General features: G+C 73.7%; 18 protein-coding genes. 13 read left to right on the top strand and 5 right to left on the bottom strand.

All coding sequences use genetic code 11. From position 1 onward, the window contains the following. Positions 1-76: 76 nt before the first annotated feature. Positions 77-2269 (top strand): catalase/peroxidase HPI, encoded by a 2193-nt coding sequence (katG, locus tag AC2A1K_RS27015; RefSeq protein WP_483899454.1) that lies wholly within the window; start codon positions 77-79, stop codon positions 2267-2269. A 67-nt stretch (positions 2270-2336) separates the two neighbouring features. On the opposite strand, the gene AC2A1K_RS27010 is transcribed toward katG, so the two are convergent. The 3 genes from AC2A1K_RS27010 to AC2A1K_RS27000 form a co-directional block, all read right to left on the bottom strand. After that, positions 2337-3764, bottom strand: a complete 1428-nt coding sequence (locus tag AC2A1K_RS27010) for a carotenoid oxygenase family protein (RefSeq protein ID WP_483899436.1) — start codon at positions 3762-3764, stop codon at positions 2337-2339. 11 nt (positions 3765-3775) lie between these two features. Continuing rightward, a complete protein-coding gene (locus AC2A1K_RS27005) occupies positions 3776-4402 on the bottom strand; it encodes a hypothetical protein (RefSeq protein WP_483899435.1) in 627 nt (208 codons plus the stop codon). A 136-nt stretch (positions 4403-4538) separates the two neighbouring features. After that, complete coding sequence (locus tag AC2A1K_RS27000; RefSeq protein WP_483899434.1) at positions 4539-4940, bottom strand: hypothetical protein; 402 nt, start codon at positions 4938-4940, stop codon at positions 4539-4541. Positions 4941-5049: 109 nt separating this feature from the next. Here AC2A1K_RS27000 and AC2A1K_RS26995 point away from each other — a divergent pair, with 109 nt between their 5' ends. Then, a complete protein-coding gene (locus AC2A1K_RS26995) occupies positions 5050-5835 on the top strand; it encodes an aldo/keto reductase (RefSeq protein ID WP_483899433.1) in 786 nt (261 codons plus the stop codon). A gap of 16 nt (positions 5836-5851) precedes the next feature. On the opposite strand, the gene AC2A1K_RS26990 is transcribed toward AC2A1K_RS26995, so the two are convergent. Next, a complete protein-coding gene (locus tag AC2A1K_RS26990) occupies positions 5852-6232 on the bottom strand; it encodes a hypothetical protein (protein WP_483899432.1) in 381 nt (126 codons plus the stop codon). A 280-nt stretch (positions 6233-6512) separates the two neighbouring features. On the opposite strand from AC2A1K_RS26990, the gene AC2A1K_RS26985 reads away from it, so the two are divergent. Together AC2A1K_RS26985 and AC2A1K_RS26980 are read left to right on the top strand one after the other, a co-directional pair. Beyond that, positions 6513-7220, top strand: coding sequence for a TetR/AcrR family transcriptional regulator (locus AC2A1K_RS26985; protein ID WP_483899431.1), 708 nt, complete (start codon positions 6513-6515; stop codon positions 7218-7220). 34 nt (positions 7221-7254) lie between these two features. After that, positions 7255-7512 carry a hypothetical protein gene (locus tag AC2A1K_RS26980; protein WP_483899430.1) on the top strand — a complete coding sequence of 86 codons (258 nt, stop codon included), beginning with the start codon at positions 7255-7257 and terminating at the stop codon, positions 7510-7512. A gap of 20 nt (positions 7513-7532) precedes the next feature. Here AC2A1K_RS26980 and AC2A1K_RS26975 read toward each other — a convergent pair whose 3' ends face one another. Beyond that, positions 7533-9938, bottom strand: coding sequence for a xanthine dehydrogenase family protein molybdopterin-binding subunit (locus tag AC2A1K_RS26975; protein WP_483899429.1), 2406 nt, complete (start codon positions 9936-9938; stop codon positions 7533-7535). A 131-nt stretch (positions 9939-10069) separates the two neighbouring features. Here AC2A1K_RS26975 and AC2A1K_RS26970 point away from each other — a divergent pair, with 131 nt between their 5' ends. From AC2A1K_RS26970 to AC2A1K_RS26930, 9 genes are all read left to right on the top strand, one after another. After that, positions 10070-10222: a hypothetical protein gene (locus AC2A1K_RS26970; RefSeq protein ID WP_483899428.1), complete on the top strand. Its 153-nt coding sequence runs from the start codon at positions 10070-10072 to the stop codon at positions 10220-10222. A 143-nt stretch (positions 10223-10365) separates the two neighbouring features. Beyond that, complete coding sequence (locus tag AC2A1K_RS26965; RefSeq protein ID WP_483899427.1) at positions 10366-12474, top strand: hydantoinase/oxoprolinase family protein; 2109 nt, start codon at positions 10366-10368, stop codon at positions 12472-12474. A gap of 3 nt (positions 12475-12477) precedes the next feature. Continuing rightward, the gene (locus AC2A1K_RS26960; RefSeq protein WP_483899426.1) at positions 12478-14820 is read left to right on the top strand and encodes a hydantoinase B/oxoprolinase family protein; all 2343 of its coding nucleotides are present in this window, start codon (positions 12478-12480) and stop codon (positions 14818-14820) included. Position 14821: 1 nt separating this feature from the next. After that, on the top strand, positions 14822-16411 hold the full coding sequence (locus AC2A1K_RS26955) for an FAD-dependent monooxygenase (RefSeq protein ID WP_483899425.1): 1590 nt from the start codon (positions 14822-14824) through the stop codon (positions 16409-16411). Beyond that, complete coding sequence (locus AC2A1K_RS26950; RefSeq protein WP_483899424.1) at positions 16408-18126, top strand: (2,3-dihydroxybenzoyl)adenylate synthase; 1719 nt, start codon at positions 16408-16410, stop codon at positions 18124-18126. Before AC2A1K_RS26955 ends, AC2A1K_RS26950 begins: the two co-directional genes overlap by 4 nt. Beyond that, the gene (locus AC2A1K_RS26945; RefSeq protein WP_483899423.1) at positions 18123-18887 is read left to right on the top strand and encodes a maleate cis-trans isomerase family protein; all 765 of its coding nucleotides are present in this window, start codon (positions 18123-18125) and stop codon (positions 18885-18887) included. Before AC2A1K_RS26950 ends, AC2A1K_RS26945 begins: the two co-directional genes overlap by 4 nt. Next, positions 18884-20083, top strand: a complete 1200-nt coding sequence (locus tag AC2A1K_RS26940) for a cytochrome P450 (protein WP_483899422.1) — start codon at positions 18884-18886, stop codon at positions 20081-20083. The genes AC2A1K_RS26945 and AC2A1K_RS26940 overlap by 4 nt, the downstream gene beginning before the upstream one ends. Continuing rightward, complete coding sequence (locus tag AC2A1K_RS26935) at positions 20080-21414, top strand: MFS transporter (protein ID WP_483899421.1); 1335 nt, start codon at positions 20080-20082, stop codon at positions 21412-21414. Before AC2A1K_RS26940 ends, AC2A1K_RS26935 begins: the two co-directional genes overlap by 4 nt. 28 nt (positions 21415-21442) lie before the next feature. Further along, a complete protein-coding gene (locus tag AC2A1K_RS26930) occupies positions 21443-22162 on the top strand; it encodes a TetR/AcrR family transcriptional regulator (protein ID WP_483899420.1) in 720 nt (239 codons plus the stop codon). Positions 22163-22193: the final 31 nt, after the last annotated feature.

Below are 22193 nucleotides of genomic sequence, written 5' to 3'. Positions count from 1 at the left end.
CCCGGCTCCACCGCATTGACAGCTCAGTGACCCGGAGGACTTCCTCGTGTCCGAACACGTGACCCGCGAGACCGAGATGAACACGCAGGATGCGGGTGGCTGCCCGGTCCACGCGGGTCGTCTCGCGCACCCGACCGAGGGTGGCGGCAACGTCGACTGGTGGCCGAACCAGCTGAACCTGCGCGTCCTGCGCACGCACACGGCGGTGTCGAACCCGCTGGACGACGGCTTCGACTACGCCGAGGCCTTCAAGACCGTCGATCTCGACGCGCTCGCCGCCGACGTCGACCACGTCCTGACCACCTCGCAGGACTGGTGGCCCGCCGACTTCGGCCACTACGGCGGCCTCATGATCCGACTGGCGTGGCACTCGGCCGGCACCTACCGGCTCGCCGACGGCCGCGGCGGCGCCGGCATGGGCCTGCAGCGCTTCGCGCCGCTCAACAGCTGGCCGGACAACGGCAACCTCGACAAGGCGCGCCGCCTGCTGTGGCCGGTCAAGCAGAAGTGGGGCCAGAAGATCTCTTGGGCCGACCTGCTGATCCTCGCCGGCAACCGCGCCCTCGAGACCATGGGCTTCACGACCTTCGGCTTCGCCGGCGGCCGCCCCGACGTGTGGGAGCCCGACAACGAGACCTACTGGGGCCCGGAGAACTACTGGCTCGGAGGCGACCAGCGCTACACCGGTGACCGCCAGCTCGAGCAGCCCCTCGGCGCCTCGCAGATGGGCCTCATCTACGTCAACCCGGAGGGCCCGGACGGCAACCCGGACCCGCTCGCCGCGGCCCGCGACATCCGCGAGACCTTCGGCCGGATGGCGATGAACGACGAGGAGACCGTCGCCCTCATCGCCGGCGGCCACACGTTCGGCAAGACCCACGGTGCGGCCGACCCCGACCAGTACGTGGGCCCCGAGCCCGAGGGCGCCTCGATCGAGGAGCAGGGCCTCGGCTGGCACCAGAAGTTCGGCAAGGGCAAGGGCCGCGACACCATCACCTCCGGCCTCGAGGTCACCTGGACCTCCACGCCGGCGCGGTGGAGCAACGGCTACTTCGACAACCTCTTCGGCTACGAGTGGGAGCTCCACAAGTCGCCGGCCGGCGCCTGGCAGTACCGCCCGGTGGCGGGCGGCGGCGCCAACACCGTGCCGGACCCGGAGACCGGTGAGCTGACCCGCCAGCCGACGATGCTCGTCACCGACCTCTCGCTGAAGGTCGACCCGGTCTACAAGGAGATCTCGCAGCGGTTCCACCAGAACCCGGACGAGTTCGCCGACGCGTTCGCCCGCGCCTGGTACAAGCTGACCCACCGCGACATGGGCCCGATCCAGCGCTACCTTGGTCCCTGGGTGCCGCAGGAGACGCTGATCTGGCAGGACCCGGTGCCCGCGCACGAGGGCCCGCTGGTCAGCTCGGCGGAGATCGCGGAGCTGAAGAAGCAGATCCTCGACTCCGGCGCGAGCGTGTCGTCACTCGTCAAGGCCGCGTGGGCGTCGGCGTCGACGTTCCGCATCGGCGACAAGCGCGGCGGTGCCAACGGCGCGCGCGTGCGCCTCGACCCGCAGATCGACTGGGAGGTCAACGACCCGCAGGAGCTGCGCCGGACGCTGTCGACCCTCGAGGACGTCCAGAAGGCGTTCAACGCCACGGGCACGCAGGTCTCGCTGGCCGACCTCATCGTCCTCGGCGGCGTCGCGGCGGTGGAGAAGGCGGCGAAGGACGCCGGTCACGACGTCAGCGTCCCGTTCACCCCGGGCCGCACCGACGCGTCGCTCGAGTGGACCGACGTCGACTCGTTCACCCACCTCGAGCCGAAGGCCGACGGCTTCCGCAACTACCTCGGCAAGGGCCACGCGCTCCCCGCCGAGTACCTGCTGGTCGACCGTGCGAACCTGCTCAACCTGTCGGCGCCGGAGCTCACGGTGCTGGTCGGGGGTCTGCGCGTCCTGGGTGCCAACACCGGCGGCTCGACACACGGCGTGCTCACCGAGCGCGTCGGTCAGCTGACGAACGACTTCTTCGTCAACCTGCTCGACGGGAACCTCCAGTGGGCGGGCGTGGCCGAGGAGGACGGCATCTACGAGGCCCGCGGCGCCGACGGCGAGGTCCGCTGGACCGGCACCCGCAACGACCTCGTGTTCGGCTCGAACTCCGAGCTGCGTGCGATCGCCGAGGTCTACGCGTCCTCGGACGGAGCCGACAAGTTCGTCCGCGACTTCGCGGCGGCGTTCGACAAGGTCATGCAGCTGGACCGCTACGACCTGACGTAGTCGCCCGACGGACCGAGGGACGCCCCGGCTGCGCACGTCGCAGCCGGGGCGTCCCTCGGTCCGGGGCCTACTCCTCCGTGGGCAGCCAGGCGCCGTGCAGACCCAGCGGGACCCGCACCGGGATGCGGACGCGGGCGACCGGCCCGGAGCCGGGGTCGGCACCGGGGATGACGACGAACCAGCTCGACCGGTCGGTGCGGTCGGTCGCGAACGTGACCCACCAGCCGTGCTCCGAGTCCTCGTCGCCGGGGTGCGGGACGAAGCAGGGTTCGCCGACCGAGAGGTCGCCGGCGTCCCAGGTGACGGTCGTCCCGGTCGCGGGGTCGAGCCAGAGCACGGCGTCGAACTCCCCGTTCGCGAGCGCGACGCGGCCGGTCTTCGTGCCGAGCGCGACGACGTCGTGGCGCTGCCCGAGCCGGCGGTCGTCGACGCGCGGGAACTCCATCCCGTGCGGGTCGGTGAGGAACCGGCGGGTGATCGACCCCGTCCCCGGGTCGATCTCCGCGCGCGAGATGCCGCCGACCACCGGGCTCGTGCTCGGCGAGAGCCCGCCCGGCCGGGACCACTCGACGTAGTCCAGCACGACGCCCCCGTCGTCGGCGTCGTACGCGTTGGCGCTGTGCCAGCTCCAGAACGCGTCGGTGTGCGCCCAGCGGACCGGGCCGCCGTCGCGGGGGATCAGCGCGATCCGCGTGCCGTCCTGGGGACGCCAGGCGAGCAGCGAGCCGCCGCGCATCACCGCCGCCACGTCGAAGTAGAGCGGGCCGAGCACGAGCACGACGAAGCGCTCGGTGATCGCCATGTCGTGGATCATCACCGGGGTGTCGACGTCGGGCACGACCGTCGGCAGGCGCCGCGCGGCACCGTCGGGGCCGAGCACCGACCAGGTCAGGTACGGCGGCTCGAGCCCGTAGCAGAACACGACCATCTCGCCGGTGCGCGGATCGACCTTGGGGTGCGCGCACATCCCGGCGGGCAGCGAGCCGCCGAAGGTCTCGCGGCCGATCGTCGCGAGCTCCGGTGTGAGTGCGTACGGCGGGGCGCCCTCCGCGAGCGCGAGCAGCCTCCCGCCGTGGCGCACGACGTTGATGTCGGGCAGGTCCTTCATCGCCCCGGCGAGCGACGGGCCGACCTCCTCGGCGCTCGGCGTGTAGCCGGTCATCAGGCCGCCCCAGAGGGCGCGCCCGGCGGCGATCTCGGCGTCGAGCTGGGGCGTGTGCACGAAACGGTTGGCGTACCGGGCGCGGCCCTCCGACACCGACAGACCGTGCAGCATCCCGTCGCCCTCGAGGGGATAGACGTAGGAGCCGAGCGGGGTGAAGCGCGGGTTGGGGCCGTTGCGGAGGTACATGCCGTCCATCTCGGGCGGCAGCTCGCCGGTGACCTCGAGGTCGCCGGCGTCGCTCTCGTCGATCACCGGCTCGAAGGACCCGGACAGGTGCGGGTCGTGGGCGGCGTCGACGGGCGGGGGCGCGCTCGGCGCGGTGGCGGTCATGCGGCGCTCCTTCAGGCCGGCTGGGCGGGGGGTCGGGGCGCCTCGTGGGCCTCCTGGGCACCGTGGGCCGCGTCGTTGCGCGCCTGCTCCGCCGCGTGGTCCGGGTACCAGCTGGTGATCTCGACGGCGACCACGATCGCGACGACCGGGATCACCCAGTTGAAGACGTCCGGGCTGGCGCCGAGGTAGCCGACCGCCGCGTCGCAGAGTGCGTTGAGGACGAAGACGCCACCCCACAGGCCGGTGAGCACGCGATTGACCTTCGTGAAGGTCGGCGTGTCCCAGACCTCCGGCGGCGCCTGCTTCTTCGCGTAGAACTCGGTGAACGGGCGGCCGACGGCGAGCGAGCCGAGGGCGACCACCGCGATCACGACGCTCGAGAGCAGCTGCGCGCGGTCCTCGATCGGCTGCAGCGCCGCGCGGTCGAGCACGAGGGCGAGCACCACGAGGACGGCGAAGAAGAGGAGCGCCGCGGCCTCGAGGATGCTGATCGACCGGCTCCGGCGCCAGTCCGGCACCGAGAGGACCAGTGTGCAGACGAGCGCCGCGAGCGCCGCCCACATCCAGGTGCTCGGCCCCGCGACGACCGAGAAGACGATCCAGGGCACGAACCCCAAGAAGACGGCGGCCTTCTGCACGATGCCTCCTGCCGAATGCTGATGACTCTCCGTCATCATGGAAGCAGGGGCGCGGCGGTTCAAGACCTGTGGTGGACCGGCGACTCGCGCTTGGTAACGATCTCGCGGCTGGTACTGGGCCGAACGCGTGACGAACTCAGTGCGTGGGGCCGACGGTGCGGAGCGTGGCGATCGCGGCGCGCAGCGGCACGCCCCCGACCGTGCGCGGCATCGGCACGCGTCCGGCACCGGCGCCGACCACGACCAGGCCGTCGACCGCCGGGTGCTGGGCGTAGCGGGCGAGCCGCGTCGTCAGTGCTTCGTCGGTGGCCGAGACCGCCGGCACGACGCCGATCGACGCCTCGACACGCGGGAACGGCTCCGCGACGAGCAGGGGCAGCCGGTCGCCGCCGCCGAGGGCGTAGTCCCGGACCGTGACGAACCCGGCGCCCGCGAGCAGCAGCGCGATGACGCTGATCACCGAGGTGGGATCGAGGTGGGGGAACGCCGCACCCTCGATCAGATCGACCACGCGCTGGGCCAGCAGGTCCGCGTACACGATCCCCGCCCTTCGCCGCGTGCCGGTGTCATCGTCACATGATTCCCGCTACGTCGCCGCGGGGCGAGTCCCCGTTGCGGCGACGTGCACCGGTGTAGGAACGGCATCGATGACCGGCATCCCGAACATCAGACTCAACGACGGCACGGCGATCCCGCAGTTCGGGCTCGGCGTCTACCAGGTGCCCCCGGACGACACCGCTGCGCTGGTGCGCTCCGCGCTGGAGATGGGCTACCGCCACATCGACACCGCGCAGGGGTACGGCAACGAGGTCGGCGTCGGCCAGGGGTTGCGCGAGTCGGGCGTCGCGCGCGAGGACGTGTGGATCACGACCAAGCTCGACGACCCGTTCCACGGCGACGCCGCGCCGGCCTCGCTGGACGACAGCCTCGCCCGGCTCGGCACGGACTACGTCGACCTCTTCCTCGTTCATCGCCCCGGCGAGGGTGACGACGTCGACACCTGGAAGGCGCTCGAGTCGCTGCGCGCCGACGGGCGGGTGCGCTCGATCGGCCTCTCCAACTTCGACCGTGTCGGCGTCGAGCGCCTCGTCGACGCGACCGCGGTCGTGCCCTCGGTGCACCAGATCCGGCTCAACCCGCGGACCCCGCAGAGCCCCCTGCGCCGCTACCACCGGCGCCGGGGGATCGCCACGGAGTCGTGGGCGCCGCTGCGGGAGGGCAAGCTCGCGCGCGACCCGATCGTGCGCCGGGTCGCGGCGCGCCACGGCCGCACGCCCGCGCAGATCGTCCTGCGCTGGCACCTGCAGCACGGGCTCATCGTCTTCCCGAAGTCGTCGAGCACGGAGCGGCTGCGCGAGAACCTCGACGTCACCGGCTTCGAGCTCTCCCGCGCGGACCTGGTCGCGCTGGGCCTGCTGCGCCGCAAGCCCTGACGATCACGCGAACCGCTCAGGCGGGGAGGGTCGACGCCCCGTGGGGCCGGCGGGCGACGAAGTGCTCGTCGTGGTCGCGGTCGGCCGCGTCGCGGGCCGGGACCTGGTTCCAGCCGCTGACGAACACGCCCTGCTCGGTGAGCACGCGCACGGCGACCGCCTGGGCCACGGCCGGGCGGACGCGGGGTGCCGCCCCGCGCGGGGCCAGCGGCATCGACCACGAGACACGACCGCCCCGGCGGCACAGCAGCGACCAGCCGTCACGAGACGGCGGGATCTCACGCAGCAGCTCGTAGGTCACGTCCTCGACGACGGCCGCTGCGCGGCGCGGGGCGGGGGCGTCGAGCCCGGTGAGATCGCGCAGCCCGATGACGTCCAGTTCGCGGTTCGTGATCATCGTGTCCCTCCCCGCCGTGGCGTCGGCCCCGCGTGCCCCCCGGCGATACACAGCAGTCACGTATCGAATCGGCCTAAACGTTATCCTCGCCACAGTCGACTGGGCAATACGGTCCGTATCAGTGGCCCCGGATGGCGCACCCAGAGGTCACGATTCGGTCACCCGGTCGGCCCAGCTGCCGTCGCCGCTCGTCAGAGCGACGAGCGCAGCGTCGCATCGGCCACGGAACGCGCCGATACGACACGTTTGTGTATCGGTGCGTCGGGGCCACCTGGGAGTCGTGTCTGCGGCCGAGCACGACCTCGCGCGCCCACCGGAGGCCCCACCGACCCGTCCGACGACGTCGGGTGACGGCGCGGGGCACGTCGGGGGGCGTCCCCGGAACACCGAGATCGACCGGCTCGTGCTCGAGGTCGTCCTGCGCCACCTGCGCCACGACGGGCTGCCGGGTCTGTCGGTCGCCGCGGTCGCCGAGGAGGCGGGCACGACCCGGGCGGCGGTCTACCGCCGGTGGGCCGGGCGCACCGAGCTCGCGGTCGCCGCGCTCGCGACGATCCGCGACGGTGACCCGGGCCCGTCGTCGGGCGACCCGTTCGCCGACCTCGTCGCCGAGCTCGCGCGCTTCCGGCGCTTCGTCGTCGAGCACGACGCGACCGCGCTGGTGGCCGCGGCCCTCGTGGCCGGCACCGACCCCCGCGTCCGCGAGCAGATCCGCCACCAGCTGATGGAGCCCTGGCGGGGGCGTCTGCGGGCGTGCCTGCGCGCCGGGGTCGAGGCGGGCCACCTGCGCGGGCACGCCGACCACACCACGGCGGAGGACCTGCTGACCGGCTCGTGGCTGGCCCACGCCGCGCGGGGCGAGACCCTCGCCGAGGACTGGGCGGCCCGCACGGCGGCCCTGGTGTGGGCCGGGTGCGGCGGCGTACCGGGGGAGTCGCGCGTCGACGGGGCCGGGCTGGACCGGGCGGGGCCGGCCCCGATCGGGTGATCGAGTTCCGCGCCCTGCGCGCCGTTGTGGGGGTGTGACCGTTTCGTCGGGTATCGCGACCTCCCACAGAGCCCCCGTCCGCCTCGTCGCCGGTGTCGCGGCGGTGCGCGACGCCATCGCCGACGGCTCCCTCCACCACCACCGGCCCGAGGAGGTCCCCGCGGGCGTCCGGTCGTACGCCGTGGACGTGGTGCGGGCCTGGGCCGCGGGGGAGGACGTCGAGGCCCAGCGCCGGCGGTGCGGGGTGTGCGCCCCGGCCCTCGTCACGCCCCGTCCGCGCGAGCGCCGCTGACCTGCCCTGTCCGTCGACCGCTACACGTCCACGGCGGCCGCCTCCGGGTCCGCCGAGGCGCCCCGCACGGGCAGGTCGGCGAAGAACGCCGGCGGGTCGGCCCACGGGTCCGCGGGCGTGCCGGCCTCCGCGTCGCGGATCGCCCGCCAGACGCGGTCGGGCGTCAGCGGCATGTCGACGTGACGCACCCCGAGCGGGGCGAGGGCATCCACGACGGCGTTCTGCACCGCGGGGGTCGCTCCGATCGTCGCGGCCTCGCCGATCCCCTTGGCGCCCAGCGGGTTGTAGGGCGTGGGGGTCTCGGTGGACGAGGCCTCGTAGGACGGCACCTCGGCCGCGGTCGGCAGCAGGTACGCGGCGAACGTGCCCGACGTCGGGTTGCCGTCGGCGTCGTAGGAGAAGCCCTCCCACAGCGCCTGCGAGATGCCCTGCGCGAGCCCGCCGTGCTGCTGACCGGCGACGAGCGTCGGGTTGAGCACGGTGCCGCAGTCGTCGACGGCGACGTGCCGGACCGGCGTGACCCGCCCGGTGTCGAGATCGACCTCGACGACGGAGACGTGCGCGCCGAACGGGTAGGTCGCGCCGGGCTGCTGCTCGTCGCGCACCTCGGCCAGCGACACCCCCTGCTCCTCGGCCGCGGCGGTGATCTCGCGCCAGGTCAGCGCCCGGTCCGGGACGCCCGCGACGCCGAGACCGCTGTCGGTGCCTGCTCCGACGACAGCGATGTCGTCGACGTCCGCCTCGAGCGCGGACGCGACGACCTCGCGCGCCCGGGCGAGCACGGTGTCGGCCGCGACGAGCACGCTGGAGCCGGCGAGCTGCAGCGACCGCGAGCCGCCCGTCCCGCCCCCGCGCGGCACGGCCGCGGTGTCGGACTGTACGAAGCGCACCTGCTCCATCGGGACGCCCAGGCGGTCGGCGACGATCATCGCGAACGACGTCGCGTGCCCCTGACCGTGCGCGGAGGTCCCCACCGCGACCGTCGCGCCGCCGTCGGCGTCGACGCTCACCGATCCGTACTCCCCGCCGCCGCCCCCGGCGGTGACCTCGACGTACACCGCGAGCCCGATGCCCAGCGCGACGCGGTCGCCGCGCGCACGCCGCTCCGCCTGCTCGCGGCGCAGCGCGTCGTACCCGGACTCGCGCAGCGCCACGTCCAGGGCGTGGCCGTAGTCGCCGGAGTCGTAGAGCGAGCCCGTCCGCGTGGTCAGCGGGAACTCCTCGGGCGCGAGGAAGTTCTTCCGCCGCAGCTCGGCGGGGTCCATGGCGAGCTCGGCCGCGGCCATGTCCACCAGCCGCTCGACCATCGCCGCGGCCTCCGGACGCCCGGCGCCGCGGAACGCGCCCATCGGCGTCGTCGTGGTCAGCACCGCGACGGCGTCGTAGGCGATCTCGGGGATGCGGTAGACGCCCTGCGCCATGTTCCGCGTGGGGCCCAGCGCGAGCGCGCCGCCGAACCCCGCGTAGGCGCCGGAGTCGCCGACCACCCGGGCGCGCAGCCCCGTGATCGTGCCGTCGCGGCGCAGCCCGAGCTCGCCGTACTGCACCTGGCCGCGGCCGTGCGGCATCGCGGTGAGGTTCTCCGAGCGCGTCTCGGTCCAGGTCACCGCCCGGCCCAGCAGTCGCGCCGCCTCGATGACCACGGCGTGCTCGGGCGCCATGCCGGCCTTGCCGCCGAACCCGCCGCCGACGTGCGGCGCGACCACGCGGACCCGCTCGGGGTCCCAGCCCCACTGGACCGCGACCTGCCCCCGCAGCCCGTGCGGCATCTGCGTGGAGACGTGCACGGTCATGTCGTAGTCGTCCCCACCCACCCCGTCGCGTGCGCCGCCCGGCGTCGCCGTCACGGCGTTGCCCTCCATGGGCGCGACGGCGAGGCGCTGGTTGACGATCCGCGCCCGCACCACGACGTCGGCGTCGTCGAGGGGGCGGACGTCGTCGGGGTCGCGGAACCCGGCGGCGAGGTTGGAGCCCAGCTCCTCGAACTGCAGCGGGGCACCGTCGGCGAGGGCGGCTTCGGGGTCGACGACGGGCTCGAGCGGGTCGTAGTCGATCTCGACGAGCTCGGCGGCGTCGACGGCCTCGGCGCGGGTGGTGGCGACGACGGCGGCCACCATGTCGCCGACGAAACGCACCTTGCCGCGGGCGAGCAGCGGCCGCGCGCAGGCGTCGTTGAGGACCATGAACGGCCGGTGGTCGGGGATGCCGGTCATGTCGTCGCCGGTCAGGACCGCGACGACACCGGGCGCCTCCCGGGCCTTCGCGACGTCGACCGAGTCGAGGCGCGCGTGCGCGAGGGGTGAGCGGACGAAGACGCAGAACAGCGTCCCCGGCGGCACGATGTTGTCGACGTACGTGGCGTGGCCCCGGAGGAGCTCGGGGTCCTCGACGCGGCGGACGGCCGTTCCCATGATCGAACCAGGCACGTTCTCGACGGTAGGCCTTCGAGTGCACTCGAACGCAAGTCGGGAGAAATCGTCGCGGGGTCCGTGTCGAAACCGCCCAGGGCGTTCGCCGTGCGGGCGAGACCGTCCGCCCCACCCCGAGGAGCCCCCCGATGAACACCCCCACTCCCGACACCGCCCCCACCCGCACCGGCTACGCCCCGATCGGCGACCTGCGGATGTACTTCGAGATCCACGGTGACGAGAACGCGGGCCCGCCCCTGCTGCTCCTGCACGGCGGCCTGTTCGGCATCGACCTGCGGTGACCACGTTCCTGGACGCGTGACCCTCAGCCCAGGAGCTCCGCGTGGAGCTCCGTCGCCCTTGACGAGCCTTCGGTAGTGTCAGATAGTCGACGCTAACGTAAAACGCGTGGCTCGGGTCACGCCTGCTCGACGAGGAGTGATCCATGACCTACGTGATCGGCGTCGACGTGGGGGGCACGTTCACCGACGCGGTGCTCGACGACGACTCCGGCTCGGTGATCGCGGCGAAGGCACCGTCGACGCCCCCGGACTACTCCCGCGGCGTGCTGGACGTGCTCGCACTGCTCGCCGAGCAGCTCGGGCGCTCGGTCGAGGAGATGCTGGCCGACACCCACCACGTGGCCCACGGCACCACGTCGAGCCTCAACGCCCTGGTGATGCGCCAGGTCCCCGACGTCGGGTTCCTGACCACCAAGGGCCACCGCGACTCGATCTTCATCATGAACGTCGAGGGCCGCTACCTCGGCCGCAGCCCGCACGAGCTGCAGCACGTCCTCGCGCAGGACAAGGACCACCATCTGCTGCCCAAGCGCCACGCCCGCGAGGTCACCGAGCGCGTCGACCGCGACGGCAACGTCGTCGTCGCGCTCGACGAGGGCGGGGTCCGTCGCCAGGTCGAGGCCCTGCGCGCCGACGGCATCCGCGCGATCGCGGTCTCCCTGCTGTGGGCCTTCCGCAACCCCGTCCACGAGCGCCGCATCCGCGACCTCGTGCACGAGATCGACCCCGACGTCTACGTCGCGCTCTCCAGCGAGGTCAGCCCTCGCATCCGCGAGTTCGCCCGCAACTCCACGACGATCATGAGCACGCAGGTGGGCCCCGGCCTGCGCGACTACCTCACGAACCTCGAGACCAGCCTCTCCGACCGCGGGCTCGCCGGCCCCCTGCTCGTCATGCAGTCGGGCGGCGGGGCGGTCGCCGCGTCCGAGGCGCCGGCCCAGGCCATCTCGACCGTCGGGTCCGTGCTCACCGGCGGCGTCGTCGGCTCGTCGCAGCTGGGCCGCAGGCTCGGCCACCGGAACATCATCTCCACCGACGTCGGCGGCACGACGTTCCTCGTCGGGCTCATCGTCGACGGCGAGCCGGAGCGCGACACCACGACCGTCATCAACCACCACCCGATCAACGTCCCGACGTTGAAGGTGCACGCCATCGGCTCCGGCGGCGGCGCGATCGCGTGGGTCGACGCCGGCGGGAACCTCCGCATCGGCCCGCAGAGCGCCCAGGCCGTCCCCGGCCCCGCCTGCTACGGCCAGGGCGGCACCGAGCCGACCAACACCGACGCCAACCTCGTGCTCGGCATCCTCCCGTCGTCGGGCCTGCTCGGTGGCCGCAAGGCGCTCGACGTGGAGAAGGCCCGCGAGGCGATCCGCACGAAGGTCGCGGAGCCGCTGGGCCTGTCGGTCGAGGACGCGGCCGCGGCCGTCCACGCCGCGCAGAACGCGCAGACCGGCGACCTGCTGCGCAAGAGCGTCGTCGAGGCCGGCCACGACCCGCGCGAGTTCGTCCTCTACGCCTTCGGCGGCTCCGGCCCCGCCTTCTGCGCGAAGTACGCGACGCACCTCGGCGTGAACGAGGTCGTCGTCCCGCTCGGCCCGGTCGCCTCGGCGTTCTCCGCCTACGGCCTCGCCGCGTCCGACATCGCGCTCGCCCAGGAGCTCTCCGACCCCGCCCAGCTCCCGGTCGACCCGGTGCGTGCGGAGAAGAACTTCGCCCAGCTCACCGACCAGGTCCGCCAGGGCCTCGACCGCCAGGGTCTCGAGTTCGACCGCGTCGAGATCGTCCGCGAGGTCGACATGCGCTACGCGATGCAGCTCGCCGAGGTCACGGTGACCGTCGGCGACGGCCCGCTCGACGAGAACGCCATGAACGATGTCGCGAACCGGTTCGAGCAGAAGTACGCCGAGCTCTACGGTCCGGGCTCCGGCTTCAGCGCCGCCGGCATTCAGGCCATCACCTACCGCGTCCGCGGTCGCGGCGTCCTGCCCTTCAGCCCGGAGCTGCCGCCGCTCGGGAAGGCCGACGGCGAGCCGCCCGCCAGCGGCAGGCGGCCGGTCTACCTCGAGATCGGCCAGGGTTTCGTCGACACCCCGATCTACGACTACACCGCCCTGCGCGCCGGCCACGTCGTCACCGGCCCGGCGGTGATCGAGGTCCCGACGACCACCGTCGTCGTCCCCGGCGGCCGCACCGGCACCGTCGACGAGCTCGGCAACCTCCACATCGTCAAGAACGCCAAGAACGGAGCCTGACCCATGGTGATGGCCGTCCCCGGCTCCGAGAGGTTCTCGAGCCGCCCGATCGACCCCGCCACGCTCGCCGCGCAGCTGCCCGAGAGCCTGCCCGTCCACACCGTCACCCAGCAGCAGATCGACGCGGTCGACCCGCTGACCTACGAGGTCATCCGGCACCGTCTCTGGTCGGTCACCGACGAGATGGGCGAGGCGCTCAAGCGCATGTCCGGCTCGCCGATCGTCACCGACGCGAACGACTTCGACTTCGCCGTGTCCGACGAGCTCGGCCAGGAGGTGCAGGTCGGGCTGTACAACACGATGCTCGTCGGCGCGGTGGACCTCGCGATCTACTGGACCCTGCAGCACCGCGCGGCCAACCCCGGCATCGCCGAGGGCGACATGTTCCTCACCAACGACCCGTGGGTCGGCGGCGGGCTGCACCAGAACGACGCGATGGTGTACCAGCCGGTGTTCTGGGAGGGGAAGCTGTTCGGCTGGACCTCCGCGATCGCCCACCAGCCCGACCTCGGCGGCGTCGGCCTCGGCTCGTTCTCGCCGGCCGCGCAGGACGTGTTCTCCGAGTCGCTGCCGACCCCGCCGGTCAAGGTCGTGCGCGACGGGCTGCTGCAGGACGACGTCGCCGACGTGTGGGTCCGCCGCTCGCGCGTGCCGATGATGATCGGGCTCGACCTGCGCGCGAAGGTCGGCGCCAACACCGTCGGCCGTGACCGGCTCCTCGCGGTGATCGAGCAGTACGGCGCCGACACGGTCAAGGCCGTGATGAAGCGGATGATGGCCGACGCCGAGTCGCGCCTGCGCGGCAAGCTCACGGACCTCCCCGACGGCACCTGGCACGCCACCGGCTACCAGGACCAGTCGCACACCGGCGACCGCGGCCTGCACAAGATCACGGTGGCGATGACGAAGGCCGCCGACCACCTGACCTTCGACTTCACCGGCACCGACCCGCAGTCCGGCGTCGTCAACTGCACGTACGCCGGCATGCGCGGCGGCGTGATGCTCGCGCTGCTGCCGATCCTCGCCGGCGACATCCCGTGGTCGGCCGGCGGGCTGATGCGCTGCTTCGACCTCGTCGCCGAGGAAGGCACGATCAACAACGCCGGCTTCCCGGCCGCGGTCGGCCGCGGGCCGATCGGGCCGGCGTGGCTGACCGGCAACCTCGTCGCCGAGTGTCTGAGCCAGATGCTCGACCAGGCGCCGAACCTCAGCAACGACGGGTCGCACGTCCAGGCCACGTGCTGCGGCACCTGGGACACCGCCGTGATCGCCGGTCTCGACCAGCGCGGGGCCGTCCCGACGCCGTTCCTGTCGATCATGATGGACCCGATGGCGGGCGGCTACGGCGCCCAGCCGCAGGCCGACGGCATGGACACCGGTGGCCTCTTCTGCATCCCGCTCGGGCGCGTCCCCGACGTCGAGATGACCGAGTTCCTCTACCCGGTGCTCGCGCTGTGGCGGCGTGAGGAGCCGGACTCGGGCGGACCCGGACGCCGGCGGGGTGGTGTCGGCGCGTCGCTCGCGATCACCCCGCACGGCACGAGCTTCCCGATCGGCCTGGTCCTCGCCTCCAACGGCAAGGCCGTCAGCCAGAACAACGGGCTCGCCGGCGGCTACCCCGGCAACACCGGTGTCGAGTGGATCGCCCGCGACAGCGAGGTCTCCGCGATGCTCGGCGCCGGCCGGATGCCGGGTGACCTCGACGAGGTCGGCGGCACCGCGGAGCTGCAGCCCTGCTACGGCGAGACGTACGTGGCGCCGGGCGAGGTCTTCACCATGTTCTGGCAGGGCGGCGGGGGCTACGGCGACCCGCTGACCCGCGACCCCGCCGACGTCGCCCGCGACGTGCGGGAGGAGAAGGTCACCGCGGCCACCGCGGCGGCGGCGTACGGCGTCGTCGTCGACGACGCCGGGACCGTGGACACGGGCGCGACCGAGGCGCGTCGCCGGGAGCTGCGCGACGCCCGGCGGGCGCGGGGCGAGGCCGGCGGAAGCCGGGAGACGATCGAGCTCACCGACAGCCGCCGGCTCGACGACAACCTCGTCGCGGTCGGCGATCAGGTGGCCTGCAAGCACTGCGCCACCGTGCTGAGTCATCGGTCCGGGGGTCCCGGGGCGGTCGGCGAGCTCGACCTCGTCCGCTACGAGGGGCCGGTCAGCGACGCGGGGCCGCAGGTCGTGGACGGCGCGGGGGACTACGTCGACGGTGCGGTGCACTTCCGGCAGTACTGCTGCCCGGGGTGCTTCACGGCGATCTCGACGGCGGTCGTGCCGGTCGACCACGTCGACGACGTGACCCGCACGAGCCGGGTGCTCGCGGACGCTGCGCTGTCGGGAAGGTCCTGACGTGCAGCTGAGACGTGTCGCCGTGCTCGGCGGGGGACCGGGAGGTCTCTACGCCGCGCGGCTGATCAAGCTCGCCCGCCCGGACTGCGACGTCGTCGTGCACGAGCAGGGGGTGCCGGACCAGACGTTCGGGTTCGGGGTCGGGCTCGCCGCGCGCACCCAGCGCCGGCTCGCCGAGGCCGACCCCGCCTCCCTCGACGACATCCTCGCGAACGCGTGGTCGCACGACATGCGGATGCGCGTCGGCGGCCGCGAGGCGGGGATGAGCGTCTCCAGCCTCGTCGCGGTGGGACGGGCGGAGCTGCTGGCTGTGCTGCAGCGTCACGCCGAGGACGCCGGGGTGAAGCTCGAGTTCGGCACGCGGCGCGCCGCGGACGACCTCGACGCGGACCTGGTGATCGCCGCGGACGGGGTCGGGAGCGCGACCCGGGCCGCGGGGGCGTTCGGTGAGGACGTCGAGGTCGGGACCGGCTGGTACCTCTGGGCCGGGGTCGACGTGGCGCTGCCGCACGCGCTGTTCGCGCCCGAGCGCACCGAGCACGGCGTGTACGTCACCCACGCCTACCCCTACGCGCCCGACCGCAGCACGTTCCTCGTCGAGACCGACGAGGCGACCTGGCGGGCGGCCGGGTTCGACCGGACCGGCGCGGACCTCCCGTTCGAGGCCTCCGACGAGGTCGCGCTGGACCACCTGTCCGACGTGTTCGCCCGGCACCTCGACGGCCACCGGCTGATCGGGAACCGCACCCGCTGGCTGCAGTTCCGGACGGTGCGGTGCGCGCGCTGGCACGACGGGCGGACCGTGCTGCTCGGGGACGCGGCCCACACCGCGCACTACTCGGTGGGCTCCGGCACCAAGCTCGCGATGGAGGACGCGATCGCGCTGGTCTCCGCGCTCGGCGAGGCCGACGACCTCGACGGAGCGCTGACCGCCTACGGGACGGCCCGCCGTCCGGCGGTCACGCGGATCCAGGACATCGCCGAGCGGTCCCGGCGCTGGTGGGACACGTTCCCGGAGCGCCTGGACCTCCCGGTCGAGCAGCTCCTCGTGGCCTACATGAGCCGCGCAGGGAACGTCTCGCTCGACCGCTTCGCCGCCGGCACCCCCGAGGTCGTGGGGTCGGCCCTGCGGCAGTGGGCGGGGGAGGAGCCGCCGGTTGCCGGGGCACTCACGGACTGGGTGCTCGCGCGGCCCCTGCGGCCCTCGACGCCGGGCCAGGAGCCGGTCGCCGACGGTCCCGCCGGGTCGCGCGGCTTCGACACCCGCGTCCTCCCCGACGACCCCGCGGCGCTCGGGGCGACCGTGCTCGACCTCGGGACCGACGACCGTCCCTCGGGGCGCGAGGAGGCGGTCGAGGAGGCGGTCGAGGACGCCGTCACCCGGGGCGCCGCCGTCACCGGCACCGTCTGGCTGACCGGAGGCGACGACCGGGCCAGCGTGCTCACGCGCCTCGAGGTCGCCGAGCGGCTGCGACGCCGCACGCCGGCCCTCGTCGTCGTCGCGGGACCCGAGGACCTGCGCGACGACCTCGCCGACGGCCTCGCCGCCGACCGCACGCACCTGGTGGCCCTGCGGAAGGAGCAGTCGTGACCACCTCACCCACCCCGACCCGCCGACCGACCGCGCGCTGGGACGACCGGCGCGTCCCGTTCCCCACCGAGGCCGCCGCGGCCTACCGCGACGACGGGCTGTGGGGCACGCGGACCCTCGCCGACGAGTTCCACGCGTCCGCTGGGCGGCACCCCGGCCGCGACGCCGTCGTCGCCGCGGAGGGCCGGCTGACCTACGCCGAGCTCGACCGCGACGCCGACCGGATCGGCGCGGGACTGGCCGCGCTCGGGCTGACGCCGGGCGACGCGGTGCTCGTGCAGGTCACCAACCGGCTCGAGACCGTCGTCGCGTGGTACGCGCTGCTCAAGGCCGGTCTCGTGCCGGTCGCGACGCTCGCCGCACACCGCGGCCACGAGATCGCGCACATCAGCCGCGCCGTCGGCGCCCGCGCGCACCTCGTCGAGTGGGGTACCAAGGGCACCGACCTCGTCGCGTTCGCCGTCGAGCAGGCCGACGGGCACCCGAGCCTCGAACACGTCCTCGTGCTCGGGGCGCCCGCCGACGCGGCGCTGCCGGCGCACGCCGTGCGGCTCGAGGACCTCGGGGCGGACGTCGACGCCGAGGAGGCGCGCGCCCGGGTCGCGGCGATCCAGCGGGGGATCGACCCCGACGACGTCGCGGTCCTCCAGCTCTCCGGCGGCACCACCGGCGTGCCCAAGCTGATCCCGCGCCAGCACGCCGAGTACTGGTACAACGCCCGCGCCTACGCCGACGTGCTCGGCTGGACCGCGGACGACCGCGTCGGCCACCTCATCCCGGTGATCCACAACGCCGGCATCACGTGCGGGGTGCACGCGGCGCACACCGTCGGCGCGTGCCTCGTGCTCACCGGCCACGAGCTCGACGCGGCGATGCCGTTGCTCGTCGCCGAGCGCACCACCTCGGTGCTGTTCGGGCACGTGCACTACCGCGCGGTGGACCACCCCGACTTCCCGGCGCTCGCCGAGCACCTGCGGATCGTCGTGCTCTCCGGGGCGAAGGTCTCCGAGGAGCTCTTCGCGGCCGTGGGCGCCCGCGGCGCGTGGGTGGGCCAGCTGTTCGGGATGGCCGAGGGGCTCTTCCTCGTCACCCCGCGGGACGGGTCCGCGGAGCTGCGCCGGACCACGGTCGGTGTGCCGGTCTCGCCCGCCGACGAGGCGGTCGTGCTGGAGCCGGGCGGCGACGAGCCGGTACCCGACGGCGAGGTCGGCGAGCTGTGCGCCCGCGGCCCGTACACGCTGCGCGGCTACTACGCGGCGGAGGAACGGAACGCCGGTGGATCCCAGTCGGCCTTCACCCCCGGCGGCTTCTACCGCACCGGCGACCTCGCCGCGGTCCGCGTCATCGACGGCCACCGCGCGATCTCGATCGAGGGCCGGATCAAGGACCTCATCAACCGCGGCGGCGAGAAGATCAACGCCGAGGAGGTCGAGCTGCTGCTGCTCGCGCATCCGCACATCGTCGAGGTGGCCCTGGTCGCGATGCCCGACCCGCGGCTCGGCGAGCGGGGCTGCGCGTACGTCGTCACCGACGGCACCCCGGTGACGCTCGACGACGTCCGCGCGCACCTGCGCGGGCTCGGGGTGGCCACGTTCAAGTGGCCCGAGCGCCTCGAACCCGTCGCGGCCCTGGCGCGCACGCGCGTCGGGAAGCTCGACAAGAAGGCGATGGCGGGCGAGATCACCGAGAAGCTTCGCGAAGAAGGAGCGCTGTGAGCCATCACCGCGTCGGGCTGATCGTCCCCAGCTCCAACGTCACCGTCGAGACCGAGATCCCCGCGCTGCTCGCGCGCCACCGCGACGCGACGTTCTCGTTCCACGGCAGCCGGATGCGCATGCACACGGTCTCGCCCGAGGAACTGGCCGCGATGAACGACCAGCGCGGGCGGTGCGTCGACGAGCTCGCCGACGCCCGGGTCGACGCGCTGCTCTACGCCTGCCTCGTCGCCGTCATGGCGCAAGGGGCCGGGGAGCACCGGCGCGTCGAGTCGGAGGTCGCCGCGCAGCTGCACGAGCGCGGCGTCGAGGCCGGCCCGGTCTCCAGCGCCGGCGCGCTGGTGGACGCCCTGGCCGCGCTCGGCGCGCGGCGGATCGTGCTCGTCACGCCGTACGTGCGGCCGCTGGCCGAGCGGGTCGTCGGCTACCTCGAGGCCGAGGAGCTCGAGGTCGGCGACTGGGTCGCGCTCGAGGTCGCCGACAACGCCGAGGTCGGCTGCATCCCCGGCGAGCGGGTGATGGACGCCGCGCGCGGGCTCGACCTCACCGGCGCCGACGCGCTGGTGATCTCCGCGTGCGTCCAGATGCCCTCGCTGCCCCTGGTCGAGCGCGCCGAGCAGGAGCTCGGCCTGCCCGTCCTGTCCGCGGCCACCGCGGGCGCCTTCTGCCTCCTGCGCGGCCTCGGCCTCGCCCCCGACCTCCCCGACGCCGGGTCCCTGCTGCGGGCCGGCGCCCCGAGTCTCACGAGGAGCGTGCGATGACCACCACCGAGTCCGGCCCGGATTCGGGCACCGCCCCGTTCAACCCGTTGGTGCCCGGCCCCCTCGACGAGGTGCGCGCCGAGCTCGCCGAGGTCCGCGCCGGCTGCCCCGTGCACCGCGTCGCCCCCGGCCTCGGGTTCGCCGGGCGGCACGAGACGGTCCGGCAGGCGCTGCTCGACCACGGGACCTTCAGCAACGCGGGCAACTTCGTGCTGGAAGGCGACGACGGGGCCGAGCCGCCGCCCGCCCTGATCACCCAGAGCGACCCTCCCGAGCACACCGCCCTGCGCGCGCTGCTGCGGCCCGGCTTCGCCCGCAAGGCCATCACCGAGGCCGCGCCGTGGGTGCGCGAGTACGCGGTCGAGCTGATCGACGCGCTCCCGGACCGCGGGCCCGCCGACCTCGTCGGCCAGGTCGCCCTGCCGCTGACGGCGCGGGTCATCGCGCGGCTGGTCGGCGTCCCGGCGGAGGACTCCGACGAGCTCGCCCGCCTCTCGCTGGCGATCACCGCGATCCTGCCGGCGAGCTTCGTCGGCACCGATGAGTGGCGCCGGCTGGAGGAGTACTTCACCGCGGCCGCCCGGTCGCGGCGCAGCGTGGAGAACCCGCCCGACGACCTCGTCACGCGCCTGGCGCTCGGCCGGGTGGACGGGCGCGAACTGACCGAACAGGAGGTCGCGTTCCACGCCTGGCAGCTCTTCGTCGCCGGGCTGGAGAGCACCGCGTACACGATCGGCTCGACGGTGTACCAGCTGCTGGTCGACCGGTCCCGGTGGGAGACGCTGCTGGCGGACCGGTCGCTGGTCGACCAGGTGCGCGAGGAGGGCCTGCGGCACGGCTCGGCGATCCGGTGGGTGCTGCGCACCGTCACCGGCGACACCGAGCTGGACGGCGAGGCGATGGCCGGTGACGAGCGGCTGATCATCGGGCTGGAGTCGGCGAACATGGACGCCGCCGTGTTCGGCGACGACGCCGACACGTTCGTCTTCGACCGCCCGACCGCACGCCGGCACTTCTCGTTCGGCCACGGCGTGCACCTGTGTCTGGGCGCGGAGCTCTCGCGTATCGAGATCTCGACGGTGCTCGAGGCGCTGCTCGACAAGCTGCCGACGCTCGCGCTCGCTCCCGGCGCCACCTACGATGACGTCGCGAGCCCGATGTTCTGCGGGCCGCAGCGCGTGGACGTGGTGTGGTGACCGCCGCCCCGGCGATCCCGCGCACCCCGGCGAGCGTCCTGCTGCTCTGCCTCGGGTGCATGACCCTCGAGGGCTACGACGTCATCGCCTTCGGCGCCGCGCTGCCGTTCCTGCTCGCCGACGAGACGTGGGGCGTGAGCGTCGCGCAGGCCGGCGTGCTGGGCGCGCTGACGCCGGTCGGCATGCTCGTCGGCGCGATCGTGGTCGGCCTGCTGACCGACAAGCTCGGCCGGCGGCGGCTGATCCTCATCAGCACCGCCGTGTTCTCCCTCGCGATGATCCTCTGCGGGGTCGCGCCGGGCGTGACCCTCTTCGCCGTCGGCCGCCTGCTCGTCGGCCTCGGCGTCGGCGGGGTCCTGCCGTCGATCGCGGCGCTGGTCTACGAGTACTCCGCGCCCGGCCGCCACAACCTCAACACCGCGCTCGCGTTCGCTGGGATCGGCGTCGGCGGCACGCTCGCGGCGGTCGTCGCCGCCGTGCTCGGGCCGGACCTCGGCTTCCGCGTGGTGTACCTCGTCGGCGGCCTCGCGGCGCTGCTCGTCCTGCCCGCCGCGGTCCGGTACCTGCCGGAGTCGCTCGTGCACCTGCGCAGCCGGGGGCGCGTCGAGGAGGCGCAGCGGTGGGTGGCGCGGCTCGGGCTCCCGCCGGCCCTCGCGACCGCGGAGGACACGGTGACGGGTGACGGTGACGGTCGGGGCAGGCTCGCCCTCCTGTTCGGGCGCCGCCACCTCGTCCAGACCCTGCTCTTCTGCCTGGCCACGTTCGCCTCGCTGCTCGTCCTGTTCGGGCTCTACACGTGGCTGCCGCAGCTCATGCGCTCGGCGGGCTACGAGGTGGGGTCGGCCCTGACGTTCCTGGTCGTGCTCAACGTCGGCACGGCGGTGGGCCCGGTCGTGGTGGGACGCATCGCCGATCGGATCGGGTCGCGGCCGGCGACGGCCGCCTCGTTCCTCCTCGCGGTGGTCGGGATCTCGGTGCTCAGCCAGCCCCTGCCGACCGTCGCGCTCTACGTCGCGGTCGTCCTCGCCGGCATCGGCACGGTCGGCACCCAGATCCTCGTCAACGTGTTCATCGCGAGCCGGTACCCCGTCCACGTCCGGGCCACGGCGATCGGCACGGCGCTGTCGGTCGGGCGCCTCGGTGGCATCCTGGGCCCGGTCTACGGGGGTGTGCTGCTGTCCGCGGACCTGCCGCTCCCGGTGCTCTTCTACGCCTTCGCCGGCCCCGCCCTCCTCGGCGCCGTCGCGATCGTCGCCGTCCCGAAGGGCGCCCGGGCGGCGTCGCCGGACCGCACGACGGCCGAGTCCGCCGCGGACTCGACCGTGGTGTGACGACCGTCCCGCCGTATCGTCGCCGGTCATGAGCGACGCCGGGCGAGCATCCACCCGCCGCGAGCTCGTCGAGTCCCAGATCTACGAGCAGGCCACGCGGCTGTTCGCCGAGCGCGGCTTCGCGGGCACGAGCCTGCAGGACATCGCCGACGCGATGGGGATGACGCGCCCGGCGCTGTACTACTACGTCCGCAACAAGGACGAGCTCCTCGCGCGGCTGGTCACCGAGATCACCGAGGGACCGGCCGACATGGTCGAGGAGATCGCCGGGCGCGACCTCGACGCCACCGCGAAGATCCGATCGCTGGTGCGGCTGCTGGCGGCGCGCCAGGCCGACCACGCGGCGCGCTTCCGTCTCGTCATCCGCTCGGAGTCCGAGCTGCCCGGGGACCTGGCGAGCGCCCACGAGGTGGCCAAGCGCCGGGTGCTCGACGGCGTCGTGCGCGTCGTCGACCAGGGCGTGCGCAGCGGCGAGTTCCGTCCCGGCGACGTCCGCACGACCGCGCTCGCGTTGATCGGCATGTGCAACTGGATCGCGTGGTGGTTCCACCCCGGGGGCGCGCGGTCGGTCGACGACGTCGCGGAGCAGATGGCCGAGATGGCGGTGGCGCTCGTCGCGCAGCCCGAGGACCGCCAGCCCGCCAGCCCGCGCCCCGACGACCCGGCCGCGGCGCTCGCCCTGCTGCGCCAGGACCTGGACTACCTCGAGCACGTCATCAACGGCTCGTCGCAATCGTCAAAAGATTGACGCCACCGTAGAAGTCGGCGTAACCTCCTTC

The sequence above is a fragment of the Actinomycetospora sp. 2LY8.5 genome (assembly GCF_057180585.1).
The sequence above is the reverse complement of the archived record's forward strand: the minus strand, read 5'-3'. Positions and strand labels throughout refer to the sequence as shown.

What these genes read in the sequence shown, in the direction of transcription:
- AC2A1K_RS26990 (WP_483899432.1), bottom strand. Translation starts at nt 6,232, where the DNA reads ATGATCACGAACCGCGAACTGGACGTCATCGGGCTGCGCGATCTCACC.
- katG (WP_483899454.1), top strand. Translation starts at nt 77, where the DNA reads ATGAACACGCAGGATGCGGGTGGCTGCCCGGTCCACGCGGGTCGTCTC.
- AC2A1K_RS27010 (WP_483899436.1), bottom strand. Translation starts at nt 3,764, where the DNA reads ATGACCGCCACCGCGCCGAGCGCGCCCCCGCCCGTCGACGCCGCCCAC.
- AC2A1K_RS26970 (WP_483899428.1), top strand. Translation starts at nt 10,070, where the DNA reads ATGAACACCCCCACTCCCGACACCGCCCCCACCCGCACCGGCTACGCC.
- AC2A1K_RS26960 (WP_483899426.1), top strand. Translation starts at nt 12,478, where the DNA reads ATGGTGATGGCCGTCCCCGGCTCCGAGAGGTTCTCGAGCCGCCCGATC.
- AC2A1K_RS26930 (WP_483899420.1), top strand. Translation starts at nt 21,443, where the DNA reads ATGAGCGACGCCGGGCGAGCATCCACCCGCCGCGAGCTCGTCGAGTCC.
- AC2A1K_RS26995 (WP_483899433.1), top strand. Translation starts at nt 5,050, where the DNA reads ATGACCGGCATCCCGAACATCAGACTCAACGACGGCACGGCGATCCCG.
- AC2A1K_RS26965 (WP_483899427.1), top strand. Translation starts at nt 10,366, where the DNA reads ATGACCTACGTGATCGGCGTCGACGTGGGGGGCACGTTCACCGACGCG.
- AC2A1K_RS26940 (WP_483899422.1), top strand. Translation starts at nt 18,884, where the DNA reads ATGACCACCACCGAGTCCGGCCCGGATTCGGGCACCGCCCCGTTCAAC.